Origin of the sequence: Dokdonella sp., assembly GCF_039926425.1 — a bacterium.
In the GTDB taxonomy this organism is placed as follows: domain Bacteria; phylum Pseudomonadota; class Gammaproteobacteria; order Xanthomonadales; family Rhodanobacteraceae; genus Dokdonella_A.
In genome coordinates, this window is record NZ_JBDSWZ010000188.1 from 1 (window position 1) to 26,987 (window position 26,987).

Annotated in this window: 16 protein-coding genes, 2 tRNA genes and 1 pseudogene; 10 read left to right on the forward strand and 9 right to left on the reverse strand. The window is 62.2% G+C overall.

The window, feature by feature from the left end:
• From ABIV12_RS11065 to pilH, 9 genes and pseudogenes are all read left to right on the forward strand, one after another.
• Positions 1-285, forward strand: a pseudogene (locus ABIV12_RS11065) (adenylosuccinate lyase); the annotation flags it as partial.
• A gap of 157 nt (positions 286-442) precedes the next feature.
• Positions 443-4,297, forward strand: a complete 3,855-nt coding sequence (locus ABIV12_RS11070) for a cadherin-like domain-containing protein (RefSeq protein ID WP_348059210.1) — start codon at positions 443-445, stop codon at positions 4,295-4,297.
• Positions 4,297-5,649, forward strand: a complete 1,353-nt coding sequence (locus tag ABIV12_RS11075) for a cupin domain-containing protein (RefSeq protein ID WP_348059212.1) — start codon at positions 4,297-4,299, stop codon at positions 5,647-5,649. Before ABIV12_RS11070 ends, ABIV12_RS11075 begins: the two co-directional genes overlap by 1 nt.
• Positions 5,646-6,602 (forward strand): GNAT family N-acetyltransferase, encoded by a 957-nt coding sequence (locus ABIV12_RS11080; RefSeq protein ID WP_348059214.1) that lies wholly within the window; start codon positions 5,646-5,648, stop codon positions 6,600-6,602. Before ABIV12_RS11075 ends, ABIV12_RS11080 begins: the two co-directional genes overlap by 4 nt.
• Before the next feature lie 149 nt (positions 6,603-6,751).
• Complete coding sequence (locus ABIV12_RS11085) at positions 6,752-9,658, forward strand: 2-oxoglutarate dehydrogenase E1 component (RefSeq protein ID WP_348059216.1); 2,907 nt, start codon at positions 6,752-6,754, stop codon at positions 9,656-9,658.
• Between the two features lie 82 nt (positions 9,659-9,740).
• Entirely contained in the window at positions 9,741-10,952 is a 1,212-nt protein-coding gene (gene odhB, locus ABIV12_RS11090; RefSeq protein WP_348059218.1) for a 2-oxoglutarate dehydrogenase complex dihydrolipoyllysine-residue succinyltransferase, read from the forward strand.
• Positions 10,953-11,062: 110 nt separating this feature from the next.
• Positions 11,063-12,487 (forward strand): dihydrolipoyl dehydrogenase, encoded by a 1,425-nt coding sequence (gene lpdA / locus ABIV12_RS11095; RefSeq protein ID WP_348059220.1) that lies wholly within the window; start codon positions 11,063-11,065, stop codon positions 12,485-12,487.
• 110 nt (positions 12,488-12,597) lie between these two features.
• Positions 12,598-13,596 (forward strand): YhdH/YhfP family quinone oxidoreductase, encoded by a 999-nt coding sequence (locus ABIV12_RS11100; protein WP_348059222.1) that lies wholly within the window; start codon positions 12,598-12,600, stop codon positions 13,594-13,596.
• 63 nt (positions 13,597-13,659) lie between these two features.
• Positions 13,660-14,028 carry a twitching motility response regulator PilH gene (pilH, locus tag ABIV12_RS11105; protein WP_348059224.1) on the forward strand — a complete coding sequence of 123 codons (369 nt, stop codon included), beginning with the start codon at positions 13,660-13,662 and terminating at the stop codon, positions 14,026-14,028.
• 28 nt (positions 14,029-14,056) lie between these two features.
• On the opposite strand, the gene ABIV12_RS11110 is transcribed toward pilH, so the two are convergent.
• Both ABIV12_RS11110 and ABIV12_RS11115 read right to left on the reverse strand, forming a co-directional pair.
• Positions 14,057-14,941: a DnaJ C-terminal domain-containing protein gene (locus tag ABIV12_RS11110; RefSeq protein WP_348059226.1), complete on the reverse strand. Its 885-nt coding sequence runs from the start codon at positions 14,939-14,941 to the stop codon at positions 14,057-14,059.
• Between the two features lie 153 nt (positions 14,942-15,094).
• The gene (locus ABIV12_RS11115; RefSeq protein ID WP_348059228.1) at positions 15,095-15,550 is read right to left on the reverse strand and encodes an Hsp20/alpha crystallin family protein; all 456 of its coding nucleotides are present in this window, start codon (positions 15,548-15,550) and stop codon (positions 15,095-15,097) included.
• A 143-nt stretch (positions 15,551-15,693) separates the two neighbouring features.
• Here ABIV12_RS11115 and ABIV12_RS11120 point away from each other — a divergent pair, with 143 nt between their 5' ends.
• Complete coding sequence (locus ABIV12_RS11120) at positions 15,694-16,173, forward strand: peroxiredoxin (protein WP_348059230.1); 480 nt, start codon at positions 15,694-15,696, stop codon at positions 16,171-16,173.
• Between the two features lie 51 nt (positions 16,174-16,224).
• On the opposite strand, the gene gyrA is transcribed toward ABIV12_RS11120, so the two are convergent.
• From gyrA to ABIV12_RS11155, 7 genes are all read right to left on the reverse strand, one after another.
• Positions 16,225-18,822: a DNA gyrase subunit A gene (gyrA, locus tag ABIV12_RS11125; RefSeq protein ID WP_348059232.1), complete on the reverse strand. Its 2,598-nt coding sequence runs from the start codon at positions 18,820-18,822 to the stop codon at positions 16,225-16,227.
• A gap of 287 nt (positions 18,823-19,109) precedes the next feature.
• Positions 19,110-19,517: a GtrA family protein gene (locus ABIV12_RS11130; RefSeq protein WP_348059234.1), complete on the reverse strand. Its 408-nt coding sequence runs from the start codon at positions 19,515-19,517 to the stop codon at positions 19,110-19,112.
• 185 nt (positions 19,518-19,702) lie between these two features.
• Positions 19,703-20,734 carry an S-methyl-5-thioribose-1-phosphate isomerase gene (mtnA, locus tag ABIV12_RS11135; RefSeq protein ID WP_348059236.1) on the reverse strand — a complete coding sequence of 344 codons (1,032 nt, stop codon included), beginning with the start codon at positions 20,732-20,734 and terminating at the stop codon, positions 19,703-19,705.
• 164 nt (positions 20,735-20,898) lie between these two features.
• Positions 20,899-20,973, reverse strand: a tRNA-Val gene (locus ABIV12_RS11140).
• Between the two features lie 111 nt (positions 20,974-21,084).
• A tRNA-Thr gene (locus ABIV12_RS11145) sits at positions 21,085-21,160 on the reverse strand.
• Positions 21,161-21,219: 59 nt separating this feature from the next.
• Positions 21,220-21,639, reverse strand: a complete 420-nt coding sequence (locus ABIV12_RS11150) for a type IV pilin protein (RefSeq protein WP_348059238.1) — start codon at positions 21,637-21,639, stop codon at positions 21,220-21,222.
• 49 nt (positions 21,640-21,688) lie between these two features.
• Entirely contained in the window at positions 21,689-26,968 is a 5,280-nt protein-coding gene (locus ABIV12_RS11155; RefSeq protein ID WP_348059240.1) for a PilC/PilY family type IV pilus protein, read from the reverse strand.
• Positions 26,969-26,987 lie beyond the last annotated feature (19 nt).

Here is a 26,987-nt window from a genome sequence, read left to right on the forward strand (position 1 = left end):
CGCGGATTGAACAAGCTGACGGTCAATCCCGAACGGCTGGATCGCGATCTCGACGCAAGCTGGGAAGTCCTGGCAGAAGCGGTGCAGACAGTGATGCGTCGTTACGGACTGCCCGAACCCTACGAGCAGCTCAAGGCGCTTACGCGTGGCCTCGGCATCACACAGGCGGCATTGAACGATTTCGTCGACACACTCGATTTGCCACACGATGCGAAGCAGCGACTGCGCAACTTGACCCCGGCAACCTATATCGGACTCGCATCGACGCTCGCAAGCGAGATCTGAGCCTGGAACGGTAAACTCGATGAGCGCTCGTTTCCGACCTTGACCGCACCGCGCGTTGTGGACACCGACGCCGGCGTTCGCCGTTTGAGGAGTTGAGGAACGCCTGCACTCCGCTGACCACTGAATACCTGAAATGCCCTTGAGGACACCGGATATCATGCAACGACTGGCTGAAAGCGCCGCCATCCTCCGCGCCCGTTGCAGCAGTCGTGGCCGCAGCGTCGCCCTGCTTTTCGCGATGGCATTGCCGGCATTGGCGACGGTCGCGCTCGCGCAGACGCCAGCGCCGCTCGCGCAGCCAAACGTGCCGCTCTATCTCAACGGGACGATCGATGCGATCGTCATGCAAGCGGACGGAGGCGTTGTATTCGGTGGTTCGTTCACGTCGGTCAATGGCATCGCGCGCACAAATCTCGCCCGCTTGCTGCCTGACGGAGGCCTCGATCCGGCCTGGAGTGCATCGGTGGACGGCCACGTCAACGCGCTTGCCATGGACGCTTCCGGCTCGATCTACGTGGGTGGACTCTTCGCCCACGTCGGCGGCCAAGCCCGGGACAATCTCGCGCGCCTGGGCACGAGTGGCACGCTCGATCCGGCTTGGAATCCAGGGGCCAATGCCGCGGTCCAGGCTCTTGCGGTCGATGCCAGCGGCGCGATCTACGCGGGAGGAGATTTCAGCGTCGTGGGCGGAACGACGCGCATCCATCTGGTGAAGATCGGCAGCAGCGGCAGCGTTGACGCAAACTGGAATCCTGCACCGGACGCGGCGGTCGAGGTGCTCGCGTCCGGTGGCGGCTCGACGCTTTACGTCGGCGGTGACTTCAGCACCATCGGCGGACAAACGCGCGCACGCATTGCCCGGCTGTCGACGGCTGGAGCGGGCAATGCCGACTCGGTATGGAACCCCGCCGCAAACGGACGTGTGCGCGCGCTGGCCATCGACGCGTCGAATGCGATCTATGCCGGAGGCGACTTTTCGACCATCGGCGGACAGCCGCGGCAGTCGATGGCAAAGTTGTCGGCCAGCGGGGGTGGCGTCGCGGATCCGGTCTGGAATCCCGCCGCCAGCGCCAGCGTTTACGCCATTGTTCTCGACTCTTCCAATGCGCTTTATGCGGGCGGTGATTTCACCTCGATCGGCGGCAGCCCGGCTCGCTTCGTTGCACGCTTGTCGACATTGGGAAGCGGAAGTGCCGACACCGGGTGGGCACCCGCTCCGGACAACAGCGTGCTCGCATTGGCGTTGAATCCCGGCGGCGTCCTCCACCTCGGCGGCGCATTCGGCAGGATCGACGGTGTCGTCCACTTTGCGCTGGCTGCTGTTTCACCGACCGGCACGGTCAGTGCAACCGCGAGCGATGCGGAAGTCGTCGGGGACGCGTATGCCGTCGTCGCCCAGCCCGATGGTGGAATCGTGGTCGGGGGGAATTTCGCAAAAGCCGATCAGACCGCGCGCTCCAACATCCTGCGGTTGCGGTCGGACGGCACCCTCGATTCGTTGTGGGACGCGTCGGCGAATGGCTATGTCCTCGCCCTCGCGACGGACGGCGGCGGTTCCGTCTACGCCGGCGGATATTTCAACCTGGTGGGCGGCCAGACACGCATCGGTATCGCAAAGCTTTCGGGCACGGGCAGCGGCGCGGCAGATCCGGCCTGGAATCCGTCTGCCGACGACGTCGTCTATTCGCTGGCGCTTGGCGCAGGAAATACCGTCTACGCCGGCGGACGCTTCAGCGCGATCGGCGGTCAGCTGCGCAGCCATATCGCGAAACTCGATTCAACCGGGCTGGCAAACCCAGGCTGGAATCCCGGCGCGGACGCGGAAGTTGCCGCGCTGGCGGTCGATTCGACCGGTACCGTCTACGCGGGTGGCGAGTTCACTTCGATCGGCGGAGTGGCACGGAGCCACCTCGCAAAAATCGGAAACACCGGCATCGTGGATGCGGCCTGGAATTTTCCAGCAGACAATTCGGTCATTTCATTGACGCTCGCCGGCAGCAGTGTTCTTTACGTCGGCGGCAACTTCAACACGCTCGCCGGGCAGGTCCGCGCGCATATCGCAAAATTGCAGACCGCCGGCAGTGGAAGCGTGGATGCGAGCTGGAATCCCGCAGCGAATGGTGTTGTTCGGGCATTGGCGCTCGATGCGACCGGCGCGCTCTTCGCCGGTGGCGGATTCAGCATCATCGGCGGACAGTCGCGCAACGCCATCGCCAAACTGGACGGCGGCGGGATCGGCGGCGCGGAATCGTCGTGGAATCCCGGCGCTGACTTCTACGTCGACGCGCTGGCCGTGACCGGCAACCAGGCCGTCATCGTCGGTGGTGAATTCGGCACGATCGGTGGCCAGCCGCGGCTTGGGCTGGCCTCGCTGCCGCCGTCGGGCAATCCGGTCATGGCCACGTCGACATCGATCGTCTCCATCAATCCGGCGACAACGGTGACCGGTCAGGGATATCTGGTTTCGTTCGTGGTCAGTGCGGTATCCGGCACTCCGGCCGGTTCGATTGACGTGCGCGACGACGCGGGCGCGTCGTGTGGTCCGGTCACGTTGTCCGGCGGAACGGGAGCCTGCTCGCTCGCGTCGACGTCGTCGGGAGCGCGTGTGGTGACCGCCAGCTACACGCCCGCCAACGTGGGGAATTTTTCCGGCAGCAGCGTCGACGTAACACACGTCGTGCAGCGGGCCGCAACCACTCTCGCCATCACTTCGCACGTGCCGAACCCGTCCACGCCGTCACAAGCGGTGGTGACGAGTGTGATGTTGGCAGTGTCCTCGCCTGGATCAGGGACGCCGACAGGGCCGATTGCGGTGAGTGATGGCGTCGATGGCTGCTCGATCCCGCAGGGTTCGACGAGTTGCAGCGTGGCTCTGACGACACGCGGGATGCGCACGCTCACCGCGAGCTACGCGGGCGATGCGAACTTTACCGCGAGCGGCGCGTCCGCCACCCATCGGGTCAATCGACTGCCCGTTGCAACAGCAGACAGCGACTCGACCAACGAAGACACCGTGCTCACGATCGCCGCGGCACAGGGCCTCCTCGCGAACGACAGCGATCCCGATGGCGACACGCTGACCGTGACGAACGCCGGCACGGTCAACGCGACCGGCATTGGAGGCGTCGTCCAGTTGAGTGCCAACGGTGCATTCACCTATACCCCGCCCGCCAACGCCAACGGCATTGCACTCTTTTCGTATGTGCTCGGCGATGGCCGTGAAACAACAAGCGGAACGGTCACGATCACCGTCGTTCCGGTGAACGATCCACCCGCGTTCACGCTGTCCGCAAGTCCTGTGCTGCCGGCTGGAACAGACGGCGCGGGCAGCGTGCCTGCGTTTGCCGTGGTGACGAATGAGGGCCCGCCGGACGAAGCAGGTCAGGCGACCAGCGCATGGATCGTGCGCACCATCGCCGATCCGTCCGGCGTCGTCACGCAGGCATCGATCCGTCTCGACGGCACCCTCGACTACACCGTCACCGGCCGACCCGGAACTGCTTCGTTCGGCGTGAAGCTGAAGGACAACGGTGGTACGGCAAACGGTGGCATCGACACCTCGGCCGAACAGACGTTCTCGATCACCGTCGCCGCGGGCGCCGACCTGTCGATCGGCGTGGACGACGGCATAGCCTTCGTTCGCGGCGGGCAGACCGTCCACTACACCATCGTCGTGCACAACGCCGGGCCGAACGATGTGTCCGGGGCTCGCGTGCGCGACATTCTTCCGGTCAATCTCACCGCAGCCAGCTGGACCTGCGTCGCCGATGTGGGTGCTACCTGTACCGCCAGCGGAAGCGGTGGCATCGACGATTTCGTCGCGCTTGCGAACGGAACATCGGCGACGTACGCATTGTCCGCCACCGTGATCGCGATTCCGGAGCAGCCTCTGATCAATACCGTGTCCATCGACGCTCCTGCGCAAACGCCCGACGCGCATCCGGCCGACAACAGCGCAACCGACACCGATGCCGTCGGCATCTTTGCCGACGGCTTCGAAGGGAATGATTGATGGATGCGTCGGCGTGCACCGATTTGCGCAGGCGTGCCCCGCTGCGCGCCGAGGTTGCCCCTTCAAGTGATGACAACCCGCAAGAACAGGCCATCGTGAAACCACCGATTCCTCTCCACGCCGCAGAACGCAAGGCGACCTCCACACACCCGCTCGGAATGTCCGCCAAGGCGTTCCTGCGCGATTTCTGGCAGAAACGACCGCTGCTGATCCGCGCAGCATCCGCCGGTTTCCGCAACCCGATCGAGCCGGACGATCTGGCCGGTCTCGCCTGCGAGGAATTGGCGCTCGCACGGATCGCGATCCACGATCCGAAACGCGATCGCTGGACGCTTCGCAACGGACCGTTCGTCGAAACCGACTTCGCAAGCCTGCCGCCAAGCCACTGGACGCTGCTCGTGCAGGATGTCGACAAGTGGGACGCGGACGCGGCGGCGCTGCTCGCGCCGTTCACCTTTCTGCCCGATTGGCGCATCGACGACGTGATGGTCAGTTACGCCGAGGACGGTGGGTCGGTCGGCGCGCATGTCGACCAATACGATGTCTTCCTGCTGCAGGGACTCGGACACCGGCGCTGGCAAATCAGTGCCGACCCCGATGCGCCGACCTCATTCCGCGACGACGCGGAGCTGAAGCTCTTGCGCGCCTTCACGCCAACCCATGAGTGGATCCTGGAACCGGGCGACATGCTGTACCTGCCGCCCGGCGTCCCGCATCACGGCGTGGCGATCGGCGCATGCATGACCTATTCAATCGGCATGCGCGCGCCATCGAACGCTGAACTGGCTGGTGACTTCGTTGATCAGCTGCTCGATGCGATGCCCGACGAGTCGCGTTACACGGATACGGATCTGCTGCCTTCGCGAGGCGACGGGGAGATTGATGAAGCAACATTCGCGCGCGTGCGGCGGACGATGCCTTGGATCCGCTTCGATGATGACGCTGCACCTGGCAACCAACGCGGCGATTCAACTGGCGGAAGCCTTGATCCGTCTGTGCTTCGACCATGGTTCGGCCGCTTCATCACGCGCTACCGGAGCGCACACGCTGCGTCGCCAAATCCGCGGCCGCTGACCGACGCGGCGTTTGCGCGCGCTTGCGACGCGGGCGCCCGCGTCCATCGGTACCCGTGGTCGCGCGCAGCGTGGATGCGCGATGGCAAGTGGGCGAGCCTGTTCGTCGCGGGTGAAGGCCATCACTGCTCGATCGAATTCGCACGGCTGTTTTGCGCACAGCGGGAGTTTTCGCTGAACGATGTGATCAACGACAAGGACCGCCGCATCGTGCGCGCGCTGATCGATGGCGGTCATCTGGCGATCGCCGCGATGGGTCGCAAACGGAAATCGGCATGATTCCCGACGACTTCACGATCGAACCCGCGTCGTGGGAGCAGGATCTCGCTGACCTGCGCGCGGTGCGCGAAACCGTTTTCCTGGTCGAGCAATCCATTCCGCCGGAGATGGAATGGGACGCGCTGGACGCGAGATCGCGCCATGTGATCGCGCGCGATCACGATGGACGACCGATCGGCACGGGCCGGTTGACACCGGACCATGGCATCGGACGAATGGCCGTTCTCGCAAACTGGCGCGGCAAGGGCGTTGGCGAAGCGATCATGCGGGTGTTGCTGGAGCAGGCGCGCCTGCTTGGCTACCCGGCGATCGAACTCCACGCGCAGACGCATGCATTGCCGTTTTATGAAAAGCTCGGCTTTGAACCCTTTGGCGAGGAATTCCTCGAATGCGCGATTCCGCATCGGATGATGCGCAGGACGGTGGAGCCGCTGGCGGCCCTCGCTTCCGCGCCGTTGCCACCAGCACCTGAAGCACGGTTGCTGATTGCCGATGATCGCAGCCAGGCGCTCGCTGCGGTCACCGAGCTGCTGTCCGTTGCACGGTATGAAATTGCGATCTACACACGCGACCTCGACGCCGCGCTCTTCGACGTGGCGGAGACGCTCGATCAGGTGAAACGGATCGCGCTCTCGGGGAGGCACGCGCAAGTCCGCATCCTCGTACAGGAACCGCGCAAGGCGCTCGCCGACGGGCACCGCCTGATCGGTCTCGCCCAGCGGCTGACCACACCCATCGCGATCCGCACGCCGCTCGAGGAGCGCGACCTGCAATATCCGTCCGCATTCCTCGTCAACGATCGCCGTGGATACTTCTTCCGGATGCTCGGGAGCCGGCTCGAGGGAGAAGGCTCGACATACGCGCCCGGACGTCATGCCCAATTGCTCTCACTGTTCGACCAGGTCTGGGAGCGGTCGTCCCCGAGTGAGGATTTGCGCCAGCTCGCTTTCTGATCGAACGGGATCGCGCGGTCGTGTGCGACTGCAACAACCGGCTTCGAGCAGCTATACTCCCGTTATTGTGCCGACCCTGCCTGCGCAGACCGTCGCAGCACTGGTCCAAGGCGCGCACTGGCGCGCCTTTTCGTCTGCATGGTGGCAGCGTGAGCGCAAATCCTTCCCAGCCCAGTCTTCTCCAGCAATTTCAGGCGAGCTCGCCGATTTCCGGCGGCAACGCCGCGTTTGTCGACGATCTCTACGAACAGTTTCTCGACGACCCGCAGTCGGTGGGGTCTCAGTGGCGCGCGTACTTCGATGCGCTCAAAGGGCGCGAAGCCGGTGACGTCGCGCACTCGGCGGCGGTCGCACGCATCGAAGCGGCGCAGAAGCTCAATGGTCGCGGATCGATCGCGTCCGTGGCCGCTGTGCCCAATGAGGTCGCGTCGCAGAAACAGGCGGGCGTGCTGAAGCTGGTGACGGCCTACCGCTCGCGCGGGCACCTGGCGGCAAAGCTCGATCCGCTCGACATGGACCATGCATTTCCTGCGTCGGATCTCGAAGCGATCGGTTTGCTTCCGCGCCCTTCCGCACCGGATCTCGACCCGGCATTCCACGCGCTCAATGCCGCCGATCTCGACACCGAATTCAGTACCGGCTCACTGGCCGGCCCGCAGCGACTGAAACTTCGCGATCTGGTCGTGCGTCTGAAGGCGACGTATGCCGGAAGCGTCGGCGCCGAATTCATGCACATTGCCGACGTCGAGCAGCGGCAGTGGGTGCACGAGCAGCTCGAACGCGCGTCCGGCAACTACGCGCTGACCAGCGCGGACAAGAAGCGCGTGCTGGAGAAACTCGTCCAGGCCGATGGTCTCGAGCGCTACCTGCACACCAAATACGTCGGCCAGAAGCGATTTTCGCTGGAAGGCGGCGACAGCCTGATCCCGATGCTCGATGAGCTGATCCGGCGCGGCGGCAGCGACGGCATGAAGGACATGGTCATCGGCATGGCCCACCGCGGCCGTCTCAATGTTCTGGTGAACATTCTTGGCAAGTCGCCGCACAAGCTGTTCGCCGAATTCGATGGCAAGTTCGATCATCCGGACGATCCGGCCCATTCGGGCGATGTCAAATACCACATGGGCTTCAGCGCCGACGTCAAGACGCCGGGCCGCACCGTCCACCTGGCACTCGCGTTCAATCCGTCGCATCTGGAGATCGTCAATCCGGTCGTTGCCGGCTCCGTGCGTGCACGCCAGACGCACCGCCGCGACGAACGACGCGATCAGGTCGTTCCGGTGCTGATCCATGGCGACGCCGCGTTCGCGGGCCAGGGCGTCAACATGGAACTGTTGAACATGTCCCAGGCGCGCGGGTTCTGCGTCGGCGGGTCGATCCATGTCGTGATCAACAACCAGGTTGGTTTCACTACGTCCAATCCGCACGACGCGCGCTCGACGCTGTATTGCACCGATGTCGCGAAGATGGTCAACGCGCCGGTGTTCCACGTCAACGGCGACGATCCGGAGGCCGTGCTGTTCGTCTCGCGCCTCGCATTCGACTATCGCCAGAAGTTCAAGCGCGACGTCGTCATCGATCTCGTCTGCTATCGCCGGCATGGCCACAATGAGGCGGACGAACCGGCGGCGACACAGCCGCTGTTGTATCAGATCATCCGCGCCCGCCCGCCCGCCCGCGAACTGTATGCGCAACAGCTGATCGGCGAAAACGTGATCAGCGAAACCGACGTGAAGGCGCTCATCGACGGGTACCGCAGCAAGCTCGAAGCGGGCACGCCGATCGCCGAACTCGACCCCGCGTTCAAGGACGAATTCGCGATCGACTGGAGCAGCCACATGGGCGCTTCGCTTTCGCAATCGGTGAAGACCGGTGTCGCGAAAGACGGGTTGCGCGTGCTCAATGACCAGCTCCTGACGATTCCAGTCGGCGTCGCGCTGCAGGCGCGCGTCGCGAAGATCTACGACGACCGCGCCAGGATGGCCGCAGGCGAGCAACCGATGGACTGGGGTTTTGCCGAAAATCTCGCGTATGCCTCGCTCGTGTCGGACGGCTACGACCTGCGGCTGGTCGGCCAGGATTCGGGCCGCGGCACGTTCTTCCACCGGCATGCAGTGCTGCACGACCAGAAGAGTGGTGGCGACTACGTGCCACTCGCCAACGTGCGCGACGGTGCGCACGTGATGATCGTCGACTCGCTGCTCAGCGAGGAAGCGGTGATGGCGTTCGAATACGGGTACTCCACCGCAAAGCCGCAGACGCTGGTGCTGTGGGAAGGTCAATTCGGCGATTTCGCGAATGGCGCGCAGGTCGTCATCGATCAGTTCATCTCGTCCGGTGAAGCGAAATGGGATCGGTTGTCCGGTCTCGTGCTGCTGCTTCCCCACGGTTACGAAGGCCAGGGGCCGGAGCACTCCTCCGCTCGTCTCGAGCGTTACCTGCAGATGTGCGCTCTCGACAACATGCAGGTCTGCGTTCCGACGACGCCTGCACAGATGTTCCACATGCTGCGCCGGCAGATGCTGCGCGACTGTCGCAAACCGCTGATCGTGATGACGCCCAAGTCGCTGCTGCGCCACAAGCTCGCGGTATCGACCCTCGACGAATTGGCCGACGGCGGCTTCCAGCTCGTCATACCCGACACAACCGCGAAGAAAGGCGCGAAAGTGCGCCGCGTCGTGCTGTGTGCGGGCAAGGTCTACTACGATCTGGTTGAAGAAGCAGGCAAGCGCAACATCGACGATGTCGCCATCGTGCGCGTCGAACAGTTGTATCCGTTCCCGCGCGATGCGGTCGCAGTCGAACTCGCCCGATATCCTGCCGCGAAGGAACTTCTGTGGTGCCAGGAAGAGCCGATGAACCAGGGCGCGTGGTACCAGATCAAGCATCACTTGCAGGCCGCCGCGGCTCCGAAAAAGCGCACGCTGGCGTACGCCGGCCGCGCACGGTCACCGGCACCGGCATGCGGTCATCTCAGTACGCATCAGGTCGAGCAGGCCGCATTGGTGGAGCAAGCGCTGGTGCTGCCAGCCGGACCCGACAACGTCGTCGAATAGATTCGAACAGTGCGGCCACGGATCGGCTGCTTTTTCATCGTCGCGATCAGGGACGAGTGCCGAAACTCTCAGGAATCAACCCATGTCGATCGAAGTCACCGTTCCCGTCCTGCCCGAATCCGTTTCCGACGCCACCATCGCGACCTGGCACAAGAAGCCCGGCGACGCGGTCAAGCGCGACGAGAACCTCGTCGATCTCGAAACCGACAAGGTCGTGCTCGAAGTGCCTGCCCCCGCCGATGGAATCTTGAAGGAGATCAAGCAGGAAGCCGGCGCCACGGTGACCAGTCAGCAGCTGCTGGCCATTATCGAGGAAGGCGCTGCGACGGCCGCGGCGCCCGTCGAAAAGACCGCGGAACCTGCCAAGGCCCCTGCGCCGAACGCGGCTGCTGCATCGGCGCCGGCCGCGTCGGCCAAGTCAGCCGACCTGTCTCCGGCTGGCCAGCGCGTTGCGACGGAGAACAAGATCGATGCGGAGCAGGTTTCCGCAACCGGTCGCGACGGCCGCGTCACCAAGGAAGATCTGGTCAACTTCATGCGCACCGGGTCGCCCGCTGCAGCGGCCGCGCCCGCAGCGAAGCCGACACCCGGCGCGCGCCCGGAAGAACGCGTGCCGATGACGCGGATGCGAGCGAAGATTGCCGAACGCCTGATGCAGTCGAAGAACTCGATTGCGATGCTGACCTCGTTCAACGAGATCAACCTGGGCAAGGTCGCGGCAATGCGCAAGGAGCTTGGAGAGTCGTTCGAAAAAGCAAACGGCATCAAGCTCGGCTTCATGAGCTTCTTCGTCAAGGCCGCGTGCGAGGCCCTCAAGCGCCATCCGATCGTCAACTCGTCAGTCGACGGCAACGACGTGATCTACCACGGGTACCAGGACATTTCGGTCGCAGTGTCGACAGAAAAGGGACTGGTCACGCCAGTGCTCCGCGATGCGCAGTCGATGGGCTTCGCCGACATCGAAAAAGCGATCTCGTCGTTCGCCAAAAAGGCGCGCGAAGGCGGCTTGACGCTCGACGACCTGCAGGGCGGTACGTTCACCATCACCAACGGCGGCACCTTCGGATCGTTGTTCTCCACGCCGATCGTCAATCCGCCGCAGAGCGCGATCCTCGGCATGCATACGATCAAGGAGCGCGCGATTGTCGAAAATGGTCAGGTCATTGCCGCACCGATGATGTACGTTGCGATCAGCTACGACCATCGCGTCATCGACGGCAAGGACGCGGTGTTGTTCCTCGTCGACATCAAGAACCAGCTCGAGACTCCGCAGCGCATGCTGTTGGGACTTTGACAAGCCGGAGCGGGAATCGGCAATGGGAAACGGTTGAAAGCAGACGCTGACGACCCAGTTTTCTCCTGTCCCGTTCCCGATCCATCCTTTCCCATTCCCATGAGCAACGCATGAGCGAACAATTCGACGTCATCGTCATCGGCGGCGGTCCCGCCGGTTATCACGCCGCAATCCGCGCGGCGCAGCTCGGTTTGAAGACCGCGTGCATCGACTCGTGGGTCGGCCCCGATGGCAAGGCCGCTCTTGGTGGAACCTGCCTCAACGTGGGGTGCATTCCGTCGAAGGCGATGCTCGATTCGTCGAAGCAGTTCTGGAATCTGCAGCACAGCTTCGGCGTGCACGGCATCAGCGTGAAGGACGCGAAGATCGACGTCGGCACGATGGTTGGCCGCAAGGACAAGATCGTCAAGCAGTTCACCGGCGGCGTCGCGATGTTGTTCAAGGCGAACAAGATCACGTCGTTTCTCGGCACGGGCAAATTGTTGAAAGGTCGGCAGGTGGAGATCACCGCGCCCGACGGGACGAAAAAGACGATTGCCGCAACCAACGTCGTCATCGCAACCGGCTCGGCTCCGATCGAACTCCCATTTGCGAAGTTCGATGGCAAGCGCATCGTCGACAATGCCGGCGCGCTGGATTTCAAGGACATTCCAAAGCGCCTCGGGGTGATTGGCGCCGGCGTGATCGGCCTCGAGCTTGGCAGCGTGTGGAAGCGCCTCGGCTCGGACGTCACCATTCTTGAAGCACTGCCGGACTTCCTCGGCGTCGCCGATGCGGAAGTTGCCAAGGTTGCGGCGCGCGAATTCGCCAAGCAGGGGTTGAAGATCGAACTCGGCGCAAAATTGTCGAAAGCGGAGATCAAGGGCAACGAAGTCCATCTCACGTATGCGGGCAAGGACGGCGAGAAGACGCTCGTTGTCGACCAGTTGCTCGTCGCGGTGGGCCGTCGCGCGTTCACCGAAGGCTTGCTGGGCGACGACACCGGCGTGAAGCTCGACGAACGCGGGCGCGTCGTCGTCGACGACCATTGCTGGGCCGGCGTTGAGGGCGTGTGGGCGGTCGGCGACTGCGTGCGCGGACCGATGCTTGCGCACAAGGGTTTCGAGGAAGGCATGGCCGTCGCGGAGATCATCGCCGGCAAGGCCGGTCACGTGAATCTCGAAACGATTCCGTGGGTCATCTACACCGAGCCGGAGATCGCGTGGGTCGGCAAGACCGAAGCGCAGTGCAAGGCCGAGAACATTCCGTTCAAGACCGGATCGTTCCCGTTTGCCGCCGTCGGGCGCGCGGTTGCGATGAACGAACCTGCGGGCTTCGTGAAGATCATCGCCCATGCGGAAACCGACCGGATTCTCGGTGCGCATCTGGTGGGCGCCAACGTCTCCGAGCTGGTGTCCGAATGCGTGGTGGCAATGGAATTCAAGGGCTCGGCGGAAGATCTTGCACGCATCGTGCATGCGCATCCGACATTGAGCGAAGCCGTGCATGAAGCTGCGTTGTCGGTGGACAAGCGCTCCATCCACAAGGCGAACTGACCCCACGCGGAATTCGTTGCACTCCGCGCGGTTTGTTCGGCGGTGGCGCAGGGTCCATCGCGCGCGCGGTACCATCCGGAATCCGCCAGAAGGACGACTGCCGAAAAACGATGAACACTGCCCAGACGTTTTCCGCGTTTCGCATCCACAACGACGCACGCGGCTATCGCGCCGGCATCGAGACGATGGGAGCCGATGCGCTCTCGCCGGGTGAGGTGTTGGTCAAGGTCGCCTACTCGTCAGTGAACTACAAGGATGCGCTGGCGGGTACCGGCAACGGAAAGATCCTGCGTCAGTTCCCGCTCAATGGCGGAATCGATGCCGCCGGCTATGTCGCGGCATCGACGGACCCGGCATTCAAGGAAGGCGACCAGGTGCTCTGCACCGGCTCCGGCCTGTCGGAAACCCGCGATGGCGGCTTTTCACAATTCGTGCGCCTCGAATCGAAGTGGACGATTCCGTTGCCTGCCGGACTCACGCTGCGCGAATCTATGGCGCTCGGAACGGCCGGGTTCACGGCGGCGCTCGCCCTGTTCCAGATGGTCCGCAACGGCCAGACCCCGGAAATGGGACCGATCGTCGTGACGGGAGCAACCGGCGGCGTCGGTTCCATCGCAATCGACGTGCTGACAAAGGCCGGGTTCGAAGCACATGCAATCACCGGCAAGGTGGAGCAATTCGACTGGCTGATCGACCTCGGCGCAACGCAGTGCATTGCGCGCACGGGCCTTCACTGGGGACAGCGACCACTGGAAACGGCGCGCTGGGCCGGCGCAATCGACAACGTCGGCGGCGAGATGCTGGCGGGGCTCACGCGCGTGATCCACCCCTACGGCAACATTGCCAGTTGCGGACTCGCGGCGTCGGCGGACCTCGCAACGACCGTGATGCCATTTATCATCCGCGGACTGAGCGTTCTGGGCGTCGCGTCGGCCGGAACCGCCCGTTCGGTGCGCGAAGAGGTGTGGGAACGACTGGCAGGCGACTGGAAACCGGCCCACTTGGCAAAGATCGCGACGCGCGAGGTTTCGCTGGCCGACGTATCGACGGTTTTCGACACAATGCTCGAAGGCCGGTCATTGGGTCGCACGGTCGTGAAAACCGGCTGAGTGGCGCTATCCCAAGTGGCGTTGCACGACTAGAATAGACCGTTCAACAGGGGATCCATAGAAATGTCCAGAGTACTGATCGTCGACGATTCACCGTCGCAGCTGGTCGGAATGCAACGCACGGTCGAGAAGCTCGGCCATCAGGTCCTCACGGCTGAGGATGGCGCTGCCGGTGTCGAAGTCGCGCGTCGTGAACTGCCCGACCTGATCCTGATGGACGTGGTGATGCCGAACCTCAACGGGTTCCAGGCAACGCGAACGATTGCCAAAGATCCCAAAACCAGCCACATCCCGATCGTGCTCGTGACTACAAAGGATCAGGACACGGATCGCGTCTGGGGCATGCGTCAGGGTGCCAAGGCATACGTCACCAAACCGATCGACGATGCGGAATTGACGCGCGTGATCAAGGAATACCTGCCGGCCGCGTGATCGCGACCGATGCGGCAATCCGCGTGCGTCAAGCGCGCGGATTGAACTCGAAACCCTTCGCCATCTGCTCGTAGAGCGCGCGCTGCTCGTCTGTGTCTGCTTTGGGCACTCGGATTTCCAGCGTCACGATCTGGTCGCCCGGCGCCTTGCCCGGCCAACCACGCCCCCGAAGTCGCATTTTTTTTCCGCCGTCGGATCCTTCCGGAATCCGCAGTTCGACGTTTCCACCGAGCGTTGGCACAGTGACCGTCGCTCCAAGGGCGGCCTCCCACGGCGCGAGCGGAAGCGTGGACAACACTTGATTGCCTTCAAGGCGAAATCGCGGATCGTCGCGCAATCCGATTTCGAGAATCAGGTCGCCTGCGGGGCCGCCGTTCGTGCCGGCATAGCCCTGCCCGGCCAGGCGGATCTGCTGTCCAGCCACGATGCCAGCGGGAATTTTCACTTCGAGCGTGCGATCACCCTGGCTATCGCGAAGACTGATGCGTTCGCGCCCGCCCTCGTAGGCGCGCGCGAGATCGACGCTGAACTGCGCATGCAGATCGCGTCCGCGACGCGGGCCCGCACTGGCGCGACCGCCGCCGGCGCGATTGCCGAACACGGATTCGAAAAAGTCGCTGAAATCGCCCTCTTCCTGCGCGCCCGCACCCCGCTGCCGATTCGGTGGCGCTCCGCGGAACTCCTCGCCGGCGCGATAGCCGCCCGCACGAAGCTGGTCGTATGACGTGCGGCGTGACGGTTCCTTCAGCGCTTCGTACGCCTCGTTGACGGCCTTGAACTTCTCCTCCGCACCGCTTTCCTTGCTGACATCCGGATGGAACTTGCGCGCGAGCTTGCGATACGCCGACTTGATCTGCGCATCGGTCGCATCGGGTTTCACGCCCAGTGCGTCGTAGTAATCCTTGAACTCCATCCACTACCTCGAAAACTCGAACACAGCAAGGCCCGCGGTTCCATCACCGCGGGCCGGATCGTGAAGATCGGCACGCCGCCCCTCTTCAGGCAGCGTACCAAAGCTGTCAGCGGCGCATAAGCATCGCCGCGAACAGACACCTGCAGCGAACGATCATCCGTTGATCGCGATGCGACGTGGAGTGGTTTCCGGCTTCTTCGGAATCGAGATCTCGACCACGCCATTGCGCCCGATTGCGGTGATGCCTTCCGCATCGGCGCTGTCCGGCAACGCGAAGCGACGATCAAAAGGACCATGCGCACGCTCGACGCGCGTCGACGTCACGCCGTCGACGGCCGAGATCGCCTTGCGCTCTCCCTTCAGCGACAACGTGCCTTTGTCCATCTGGATCTCGATGTCCGCGATGTCGACGCCGGGAAGATCGGCCAGGATGACGAAGCGGCTCGCTTCCTCCTGGATATCGACGCGCGGCGCGAAACCCTGCGCTTCGGTCGAAACGGCTGACTTCGATACATCGGCGTGGGTGGACGTGTGGAAATAATGGTTCAGCGCGTGACGTGCGTGTGCGTTGCCGCGGGCCAGCCAGGGGTTGTAGTGGGTGACAATCATGAAATCTTCTCCGCATGTGGGTGCGGCACGTGTCGCCGCGATGACGGAAAAATTGGTCCGCGGTTGCGGCTTTCAAGGGCCGCCGCCGGATGACCGCTTCGCGGCTATGATCGCGTCTTCCTCTCCCGCGCAAGGCCCACCCGATGACCATCCAGATTGGCGACCGCATTCCTGCCGCATCCCTGCACGTTCTGAAGGATGGCGTGCAGGCCATCACCACCGGGGAGATCTTCGGCGGTCGCAAGGTGGTTCTTTTCTCGGTGCCGGGCGCATTCACGCCGACGTGTTCGGCTCGCCACCTGCCCGGTTACGTCGAACGTTTCGCCGAGTTCCGGAAACGCGGCATCGATGTCGCGTGCATTGCCGTCAACGACGCCTACGTCATGGATGCGTGGGCGAAGACCCAGAACGTTCCGGACGGAATGATGATGCTGGCCGACGGCAACGGCGCGTTTGCGCAGTCACTGGGCCTCGAAATGGATGCCAGCAAGTTCGGCATGGGCGTACGCGGAAAGCGATTTGCGCTCTATGCGGAAGACGGCGTGGTGCGCAAACTCAACGTCGAAGCGCCCGGCGAATTCAAGGTATCGGACGCCCAGACGATGCTCGAGGCGACAGCCTGACGATCGATCGAATGGCGGGCGCATCGCTGCGCCCGCCATTCGATCGCGCGGTCATTCCACAGTCGGCGGCGATTCCGGCGCAACGTCGCCGTCGATCGATACGACGTCGCCGGCGTCTTCATCTCCGAGCGAGTCGACTTTCACGACGCCGACCAGCGCTTCGTCCGCAGGCAGCCGAATCAGCGTAACGCCCTGGGTATTGCGGCCCACCAGCGCAATGCCGCTGGAGCGGGTCCGCACGAGCGTTCCCTGGTTCGAAATCAGCATCAGTTCGTGTGCCGCACCGAGCTGGACCGCGCCAACCAGCGCGCCATTTCGATCGGAGCACTGGATCGCAATCACACCCTGGGTGCCACGCCCCTTGCGCGGATACTCCGACAGGGGTGTGCGTTTGCCGAAGCCGCGCGCCGTGGCGGTGAGGACGTCGTCATCTCCCTCACCGACGATGAGGCTGACGACCTGCTCGCCCTTGGCCAGGCGCATTCCGCGGACGCCCGTGGCGGTGCGCCCCATCGAGCGCACCTCGCCTTCCGCGAAACGGACGGCCTTTCCATTCGATGCGAACAGCAGGATGTCGCGCGATCCGTCGGTGATCTGAACATCGACCAGAGCGTCGCCGTCATCCAGTCCGATCGCGATCTTTCCGCGCTGCAGCTGATAGGCGAATTCCGTCAGCGGAGTTTTCTTCACCGTGCCGTTGCGCGTTGCGAAGAACACGAAGCGGTCTTCGCTGAACTCGCGCACCGGCTGCACCGCTTGCACTTTTTCATCCGCCTCGAGCGGCAGCAGGTTCACGATCGGCTTGCCACGCGCGTTCGGACCCGCATCCGGCAGCTTGTAGACCTTCAGCCAGAACACGCGACCGGCGCTGGTGAAGACCAGCAGGATGTCGTGTGTGTTGGCGATCCACAGCCGCTCGATGAAATCCTCTTCCTTCATGTTCGTCGCCGAACGGCCCTTGCCGCCGCGGCGTTGCGAACGATAGATGCTGGCCGGCTGCCGCTTCGCGTAGCCCGTGTGCGAGAGCGTCACGACGACGTCCTCCGGCTCGATCAGGTCGAGGATGTCGAGATCTTCCTGACTGACCTGGATCGCAGTGCGGCGCGCGTCGCCGTACTGCTCCTTCAGCGCAACGAATTCGTCGCGGATGATCTTCAGCAGCACGTCCGGATTCTCGAGGATTTCGATCAGGCCCTCGATGGTCGTCAGCAGATCCTTGTATTCGTCACTGAGTTTTTCCTGCTCCAGCCCGGTCAGGCGGCTCAGGCGCATCTCCAGGATTTCCTTCGCCTGAATTTCCGACAACTGGTAGCCGTCGGACTGCAGGCCGTTTTCGACCGACATGTCTTCTGGCCGCGACGCGTCCGCACCTGCAGCGGCAAGCAGCGAGCGGACCATGCCCGGTTCCCAGCGACGCGCCAGCATGCGCTGCTTCGCCTCGTCGGAGTTGGGCGATGTCTTGATCAGCTCGATCATCTCGTCGATGTTGGCGAGCGCGACGGTGAGGCCTTCGACGATGTGTGCGCGCGCACGCGCCTTGCGCAAATCGAAGATCGTGCGGCGCGTAACGACTTCGCGACGATGACGGATGAACGCGTCGAGAATCTCGCGCAGGCTGAGCGTGCGTGGCTGGCCATCGAGCAGCGCAACCATGTTGATGCCGAACGTGACCTGCAACTGCGTCTGCTGGAACAGATTGTTGAGCAGCACATCCGCCGAGGTGTCGCGACGCACTTCCAGTACGACGCGCAGACCATCCTTGTCCGACTCGTCACGGAGTTCCGTGATCCCCTCGATACGCTTTTCCTTCACCAGCTCGGCGATCTTCTCGATCAGCCGCGCCTTGTTCACCTGGAACGGAAGCTCGGTGACGATGATCGTTTCGCGGCCGTTGTCTTCCGTCTCGATGTCCGCCTTGGCGCGCACGAGAATTCGACCACGACCGGTCTTGTAGGCTTCGACGATTCCGGCAGACCCGTTGATGATTCCGGCAGTCGGAAAATCCGGCCCCGGGATCAGGAGCATCAAATCGTCGAAACCGATTTCGGGATCGTCGATCAGAGCAATGCACGCCGCGAGCACTTCATTGATGTTGTGCGGCGGAATGTTCGTCGCCATGCCGACTGCAATACCGGACGATCCGTTGACCAGCAGGTTCGGGATGCGCGTCGGAAGGACCGTCGGCTCGAGTTCCTTTTCGTCGTAGTTCGGCTGGTAGTCGACGGTTTCCTTGTCGATGTCAGCGAGCAGTTCGGAGGCGAACCGCTCGAGGCGGCATTCGGTGTAGCGCATCGCCGCGGCTTCATCGCCGTCGACCGAGCCGAAGTTTCCCTGGCCGTCGACCAGCATGTAGCGCATCGAAAAATCCTGCGCCATTCGGACCAGTGCGTCGTAGATCGAGGAATCGCCGTGCGGATGGAATTTACCCATCACCTCGCCGACGACGCGCGCGCATTTGACGTACGGACGATTCCACGTGGTGTTTGCTTCGTGCATCGCGTAGAGCGTTCGCCGATGGACCGGCTTGAGGCCGTCGCGCACGTCGGGAAGGGCTCGTCCGACGATCACGCTCATCGCGTAGTCGAGGTAACTCTTGCGGACTTCGTCCTCGATATTGACGCGAATGACTTCTTTGGCCAGCTCAGCCATCAGGAACCCTCTGCAAGTCTGGATTTCGGAGAACGCACGTCGAAAACGCGGGGTTTCCTTGTCGGAAACATGCGTTGTGAACGACGCTGACGCTGGCTCGGGAACCGTCTGTCAGGCACGCTCGAACGCAACACGAAATCTTACCATACCGGGTGCTGCAGAGCAGCGTTTTTCCAGTCGGCAGCGGCACTTACGCGCAGCGGAACGTCAGTCCAATTTCACTGACACGACACGCGAAGAGGACGCCCGCGGGTGCGTTCCGCAGCGACCCATGCATCGCACGGTCATCAATGGACACGCTTTGCGGGCACGCGGAATATCCAGTATTTCGACATCACGAAATTCACGATTGCGCCAGCGACAGAGCCCGCGGCAACGCCGATCGCAGGCCACTGATGCACCAGCGGCCAAAACACGAGGCAGGCCGCATAGGTTCCGTAATTCAACCCGAAGCCGAGCACCATCGCCGCAAGATAGCGCAGGAGTTCTGCGCGTCGGCTGCCACTGCTGTGGCCAGCGAATGTATAGCGGCGATTGAAACTCCAGGTGGTGGTCGCTGCGGCGAGGAAAGACACGATGCGCGCAGCGTAGGGATTGACCGCGAACTCGCGTACCAGAAGCTGCACGACACCCGCATCGACGACAAAGCCGGCCACACCGACGACCGCGAACAACAGGATTTGCTTGCGCAACATGCCTCGATCCTTCGCAGCGTTACGTGTGGACTGCAACGTTCATTGGGGAACTCCATCGCGAACCCGCTTGCCACGCCTGGCAACGACTGGAGCGAACTGCAGATCAGCAGTCCTCGACCGAGCGTCGGTCAAATCGAGCCTGTCGACGACAAGCAAGCCGCTGCCAAGACGCGCGTTGCATTCCATCAGCGCACATTGCCGAACAGCCGGTTCATGCCCGCCTCGTCCGGGCGATGCACCACACCGAGTTCCGTCACGATTGCGTCGATCAATGACGCGGGCGTCACATCGAAGACCGGGTTCCACGCCTGCGCGCCAGCCGCCACCGTTCGCTGGCCTGCGTACGCAAACAACTCATCGGGCGATCGCAGTTCGATGTCGATCGCTTCGCCGTCAGGAGTGGACATATCCACCGTGGATGAGGGCGCCACCACCATGAATCGCACGCCATGGTGCTTGGCGCTGATCGCCAGTTGATACGTGCCGATCTTGTTTGCGGTATCACCGTTGGCTGCAATCCGGTCTGCGCCGACGACGACCCATTGGACCTGACCACTTTTCATCAGATGCGCTGCCGCAGAATCCGCGACCAGCGTCGCCGGAATTCCGTCCCGCAGGAGTTCCCACATCGTGAGGCGCGCACCCTGCAACCAAGGTCGGGTTTCGCCCGCGAAGACGCGCGCGATCCGCCCGCTATCCACCCCTGCGCGGATGACACCCAACGCGGTTCCGTAGCCCGCAGTCGCAAGCGACCCGGTGTTGCAGTGGGTCAACACCCCTGTGTCTGCGTCCAGCAAGCCGGCACCCAGCTCGCCCATGTGGCGGTTCGCAGCGAGATCCTCATCCTGGATCGCCTGCGCTTCATCCGCGAGGGCATCTGCAGAGGAATTCCGCACGATCGCCTTCTTCATGCGATCGAGAGCCCACATGAGATTGACCGCCGTTGGACGCGCCGCGCGCAATGCGGAAAGCGCGGCATCCAGTTTCCCAGGGTCATTCCGGGCCGCCAGCACGACACCCCACGCGGCCGAAATTCCAATCGCAGGGGCGCCGCGAACCGCGAGATCGCGGATTGCGTCGACGACGTCATCGACGCTTCGGCAGTCGATGTACGTTTCCTCGGAAGGCAGTCGGCGCTGATCGAGCAGGCGCAGATGATCGCCCTGCCAACGCACCGCGCGGATCGAGTCGTGGCTGGTCGAAGAGGCTTCAGTCATGTGCTGCATCAAGCAATCGGTTTTCGCGCGAGCGACTTTGTCGGGCTGCGCAGGTTAACAGGCGCGTCTGCGACACGGCTAGCGCACCACCCTGCCGAGACGAACGGCGACAACGATCGGCGGCCAATGAAAAGGCCGGATCGCGATCCGGCCTTTTCGCACTCTGGTGGGCGGTGCAGGGATCGAACCTGCGACCCTTGCCGTGTGAAGGCAATGCTCTACCGCTGAGCTAACCGCCCCAAAAACATCCGGTCAGGCATTGACGCGACGCGGTCGCCCCGACGACATGGAACATCAAGCGGAGCAACGCACTTTCCATTGAAGCCCGCGTTGCGCGAGCCGGGCAGACGTGGTGCCGGAAATAGGAATCGAACCTACGACCTCATCATTACGAATGACGCGCTCTACCAACTGAGCTATTCCGGCACGGGGCGCGGAGTATATCCGGGGTCCCGGTCAAGTCTCAACCATCGTGGGCAAACCGGTCATGGGCCGATGGTACCCCAACCGCATGCGCTGTCGTCGCCATTGGAGCTGGAATAATGTTTGACTCCCAATTGGTCGAGAGTGAGCGTCCCGCAGCGGTCTGCCTGCTGGATCGTTGTGGGGGTGGCAGTCAGCTTATAGGTTTTCGCCGTCATTCCCGGATTGGTGATTGTGTATCCAATAGCGGCACCCGGGTCTCTCGGCGAATTGGTAAACGGCAACGCATACGCCGAATACGATCGATCGATCGTGTATTGCCGTTCCAACCCTTGTGCCATTTCGGTCAAATCGGCTTTAGCTTGCGCTCGCCGATTCTTTCTGACCGAGTCCTGGTAGCTGGGCAGCGCAATCGCGGCAAGGACCGCAACGATCCCCACCACAATCAGCAATTCGATCAGCGTAAAGCCTTTGTTGCGCATCAGTTTGCTCCTGCAAAGCCGCGGACGCTTTCGCGCCCGCGGCGGAGAATCAACGGAGTTGTCGCCACGAGATGCGACATGCAATGAGATTTCCGACGGGCGTACCCGGATTGAACCACTTGCATTCCTGGCCCGCTACCGCGCAGGCCCCGGTGTACGGCCAACCTGGAACGCCGGGTGCACAACCAGTCGGTTTAATGCATGCACTGCCCGGCTGGCACCAAGGTGGAGGAGCGCACCGCGGATATCCCGGAATGTCAGGCGTGCAATACGACGCTGGCGGCGTGCACGTCGGATCGCTCGCCGGACAGCCGATCGACGGGATGCCCGGCTGGCCCGGAATGCTGATCACCGGATTCGGCGACCCCAGTGGCGGACCGTTCCCGAGATCGGAGCCACCTGTTCCTCCGGGTGGAAGTGCACTTCCGCCAGGAAGAACCGAAAACGCCGCCGATCCATTGAGCAGATTCAACTCGAAGAACGTGTTCTGACCACCCGGAAGGCAGAGGTCTCCGGTCGGTCGAAACGCATTGACGAGCAAAGATCCGAGAATGCCGGTCGGTGCCGCAATCACCCGCTCGCTGGTCATCGGATCCGACCCGCTCGGTGAGACAAGATCGAGGTACCAACCCATCTTCGAATTGGCGCCCGTCCGCGGGAATGCGGGTTCGTAGTCGAAAAGGTTGGACGAAACACCGACAAACCCAGTCGCCGCACTGTAGGACGTGACTGTCTGCTGCTGCAGGTCACCGCGCGTCAGCGTTGTGCCGGTGTTGTTGGGGTTGTCCCACACCGAATAGATCGAATTGATCAACGTTCCGCTGGACGGATTCGCATCGTTCACCAGCAGATACCTGCCCGTGCCGAAATACACGATGCTCCCACCGAGTGGATTGTGGATCGCATATACGCCGCTGGTGATCGGCTGACGCAGTCCGTTCGAATCCTGCGCCTTGATCAGCGGACGTCCGTTCAATCCCACCTTCCACGGAGTTGTGCACTGGTGGGCAAGGTGCGTCGCATCGATGGGCATTGTGTCCGGCGTACATGTGAATTTCCACAGGTTGCCGAGATAGTCGCCGGCATAGATTGTGTCGCCTGTGCCATCGAGGTCGCTGTCAATCATCACTGCGCTCGACAACCCATTCGGACAATCATTCGGGCCGGTTGCCAAGCCACAGTTCGCCGACGTCGAGTTTCCGCCGCTTAATGTGTCGATCTCGTCGAGTTTCACGCCGGTCTTGGCATCGAGGATGAACAGCTCCGCACGATTGCGTGCGCTGTTGTAACCGTTGCCAAACGCGGTGACCCATTTTCCAGCGGCGGTAATGGTGGGAAGCGACGGAATGCCGATCGACACACCCATGTCGTTGTCGAGCTGATCGTTGAACTCCCACAACACGTTCGATGTGCCGAATGACAGGGGATTCGTCACGTCCAGCCCGAACACGGATCTCGCGCCGGCGCCCGTTGCGCCGATCAGAAGCGTCTTCCAGGATCCGTCGAAAACGTCACCCAATCGCGGCGTTCCATTCACGTAGTACGTATGCGCGTAACTGGGCTGGACCAATCGGTTGAGCTTGGGGATGACCGAATTCGGTATATAGGAGAAAAGCTCCTTTCCACCCGACAGCGATGCAGAACCATCGAACGCGTGAAGCATTCCGTCATTGGCGCCAACATATACGTAAGGAGTTGCGGATTTGTTGGAAACGAATGTCTGATACGAGCCGCTGCCACTCGCCTGCCCACTCACCGTGGCCGGCAAGTTCTGGTAGCCGTATCCTTCGGCGAAGGCCACCGTCGGAGTCGAATCGAGGATATCTCCGATCTTGCTGGTGCGCGCCCGATACGGTCCGGGCAGAGTCTGATTCGTTTCCTTGCTCTGGTCGCCACGCAGATACGCGACGACATCGCCCAAGTTGTAGGTTGTCGTGTTGAGTGTTCCCATGAGCGTAGTGTCCAACCCGGCTGCCGTCAGCCCGGTGGACGTGAAGGGAATTCCACTGAACGCGCCTGTCGACAGCCTCGAGGTGAAAACCTTACGCGCAGCTGGAGCGGGAAGTTTGAGATTTGCATCCCACGTCGGTGCAGCGCCAAGGGAGCCGTCTGAATTCAGCGGGAACGCTTTCAGGTCGCCGGTCCAGTCGGTTGCCAGGTAGGACGCCTGGTATGCAAGCGAGCCACTCGGCACATAGCGCGAACCACTGGCTGCCGCGCTCCCCACTGGCTGGGCGTCCTGAATGATTTGGTCGAACGCTTTCTGGAGCTGCGCCTTCAGTCCGAGGGCATTTGTCACGAGAAAATAATTGTCCGGGGTGCCAGCAACGTTCGCATCCCACTCACCGTTATCGGGCAAGCCGTTGTTGTTGACGTCCTTGAACCCGCCGTATTTCGCGGCATACCACAGCGGGTCGTTCAGGAATGTCGCCGGTGCGGTCGTCCCCGCCGTATAGGTCCGTGCGTGGTTGAGCGGTAGCGAGGGACCGTTGGGACAAGCAGTGCTAGGAACATAGCTGCCGGTGACCACGCAGCCGCCGGCCGCGAAACCGTCTGGCGTGTCATACCGGTATCGGGGATCGGAAGCTGCTGCGGTGTCAACGTCACGCACTTCGAGATAGATTCCGTCCGCATTGCTGCCGGAGATCACATAGCCCATGTGCTGAACGACGCCGCCGGCAGCGTATTCGGAATTGAGCGTAACGGTGACCGAAGAATCCGCGTTCGACTTTACTTCGTAGCTGGCAATCGCATCCATGTCATGGTCGTTGCCCTGTTCGATATCCTCGTAGTTGATGCGGAATTTCGCGTAGGCGCGTCCTCCGTTGATGGCGCTGTCGGTCGGAGCGCTGCCGAAGTTGGCAATCTTTTCGACGTAGAAATCAACGATCTGATTGGTTGACTGGAATGCACCATTTGTCACCGTTCCCCCGCCCGCGACAGATTTGGCAAACGGAACCAGTGTGATTTTACTGTTGCCGCCTGCAGGAAACTCGATGTGGGGCAGCGGCGATGCCACAGCGACGGAAAACGTCTGAAGCTTCTGTTCGCTGTCCTGGGCATTGAGATCATGTGTGGCGCCGAAGAACGCCATGGAGGCTGAGTAATAACTGCCTTCCTTGGTCGGTTCTTCGGGACTCAATCCGCGGATATCACCAAACGAGGAGACGCTCTTGGAGGTGGGTGCGCCGTCGGCCGTGGCGCCAACCTGCCCGATATACACGTTCTCGGTGCCGTTACCCTCATTTGCCCACATGGCGGAGCCAAGTGCCGAAGCGTTGATTCCGCTCAGTCCTGCCGGAAGGGCACCGCCAGGTGCACCACCCCATGCGCCGCCTGGCAGGTTGGAATCGTAGGAAGGATTGATGTCGCTAATCACCGTTTCGAACGGTTTGGCGCACGCGAGATTTCCAAGGCCGCCGCTCGCAACGGACTTGTAGGGATCCCGCCACGTTGTCACTTCCGGCATATTGAGGGTCGCGTCGTCCGATCCGGCATTCGTGTAGACATAGTCCGGTGTCGGTGCAGTCGCGCCTGCGAAATAACGCAGCGTTTCGAACATCATTTCACCAATCGGATTGCCCCAGATTCGGCACACTCCGTCGGCGACTGGTCCGGTCCAGCCACTGCTGTTGCAAGCGTAGTCGTGCGAGTAATTTCGCTCGAAACTGTTGATCTTGAGGCCGTCGAGCGAACTGATGATGCCCTTGAATGCGGCGGCTTCATGCCACTTGAACCGTCCATTGTCCTGGTCGACTTCATCTACGAATCCGCCCATTTCCTTTCGGAGCACGCCACCCTGGCGATTGTGCATGTAGGAACCCATGAGCAATCCGAACTTCATGCGCCCATCTTCACCGTAGTCGTGCAACAAGCCCGTCGGCTTGTAAACGGTCGCCGCCGTCGTCGAGTCCGTGTATTTCTTGCAACCTTCATGGACCGCGTAAGTGTTGCTGCACACTTCGACTCGTACGGTAAAGTCGGTACGCGCCGCGCCGGTCGGAGGAGCCTTCGTCAGATCGTAGAAATTGCGCGTCACGCCTCCATCAAGGCCACTGGCGCCGTTGCTACCACTCGTTCTTTTCGGCACGATGGCCCAAGTCGTCGAGGCGTATGGAGGCTTCCAATACAGGCGAAAGTTGTCGCCGCCTGTCTGCTCCTGATGGCGGAATTCCACCGTGTGGTTGCCCGCTGCAAGATTGATCGCTGCTGTCGAATGCGACGTGAGACAGGCGGCAGCGGCAGGTAACGCTCCGCAATCGGCATGCCCGCTGTACCAACCGACTCCCAACGTTCCGTCGATCCACAATTCCACGGAGTCGTCGCCGTCGATCGCGAACAGGTAATTGCCTCCGTCCCCGCTGTTGATGCGGATGGTGCCGGTCATGATGGTGAGATAGCGTTCGTCGGGATCGGCTTGGAAAGGATTGTTGTTACTCGACGATGGAGTGGTGTTGATCGTATCCGTCACATCCGTGCCGAATAGGTTGTCCGTACGGGCGTAGTTGTCCTTGAGTGCCTGAAATTCCGCAGCGTTGGCCGGGCTGCCGCTCGCCGGAGCAGGGCCGCTCGCAAGGCAGTTGACGCGAGCGTTCGCGGCAGTGAAGCAATCGTCGCCGGCAACCGGCCGCTCGATCGACACCCAGTTCCAGATTCTGAAAGGGCTGTCCTGCATGACGCGGAGCAGCGGCGGTCCATCCGGATTGCGCAGGTTGGTAACCGAATCCAACAGGGTGGTGTTGGCAAACAGAAGATAGCGGTTGGCAGCGGGGGCGACGTAGGGCGCGTAGTCCGCAATGTTGTAGCCATCGCGAGCGACGCTCTGGTATTCCTTGCCCCAACTGTGGGCGTCCTGCGGAATGTACGCGCGCTCCAGAATGGTTTGGGTGGCTGTGTCAGTAGAACGCGTTCCGCCGTAGAGCACTTTTCTCAACGCATCGATGCGTGAAGTGGTGAGATAGTTGAGAAAATCGCCGCTCCATTGCCCGGAGCATTTTTTGGTTGCCGTGGTGCCTTGCGCCGTGAACACGCCGCCCGAATACGTGTAGCACTGATAGGAATTGAAGTACCCGAAATACTCGATCGTCGGTTGATACCCGACATCGACCGTGCCATCGCCGTTGAGATCCGACGCGTCGTTGTAGGCCTCGTAGAAGAGTTTATGGTCTTTGCCGACCACCAACATGTTCAGAGGCGGCTGCGAAGCTTTCGTGAACAGCGGAATTTCGGAAATCGGAATCGACTGGGCGAGCGCATCGGCCGGATCGAAAATAGCGAGAGCCGTAAGCGCAGCAGCGGCAATGGACCAACGAATGTCGAGCAACTTCATGGTTACACTCCAAAACGAC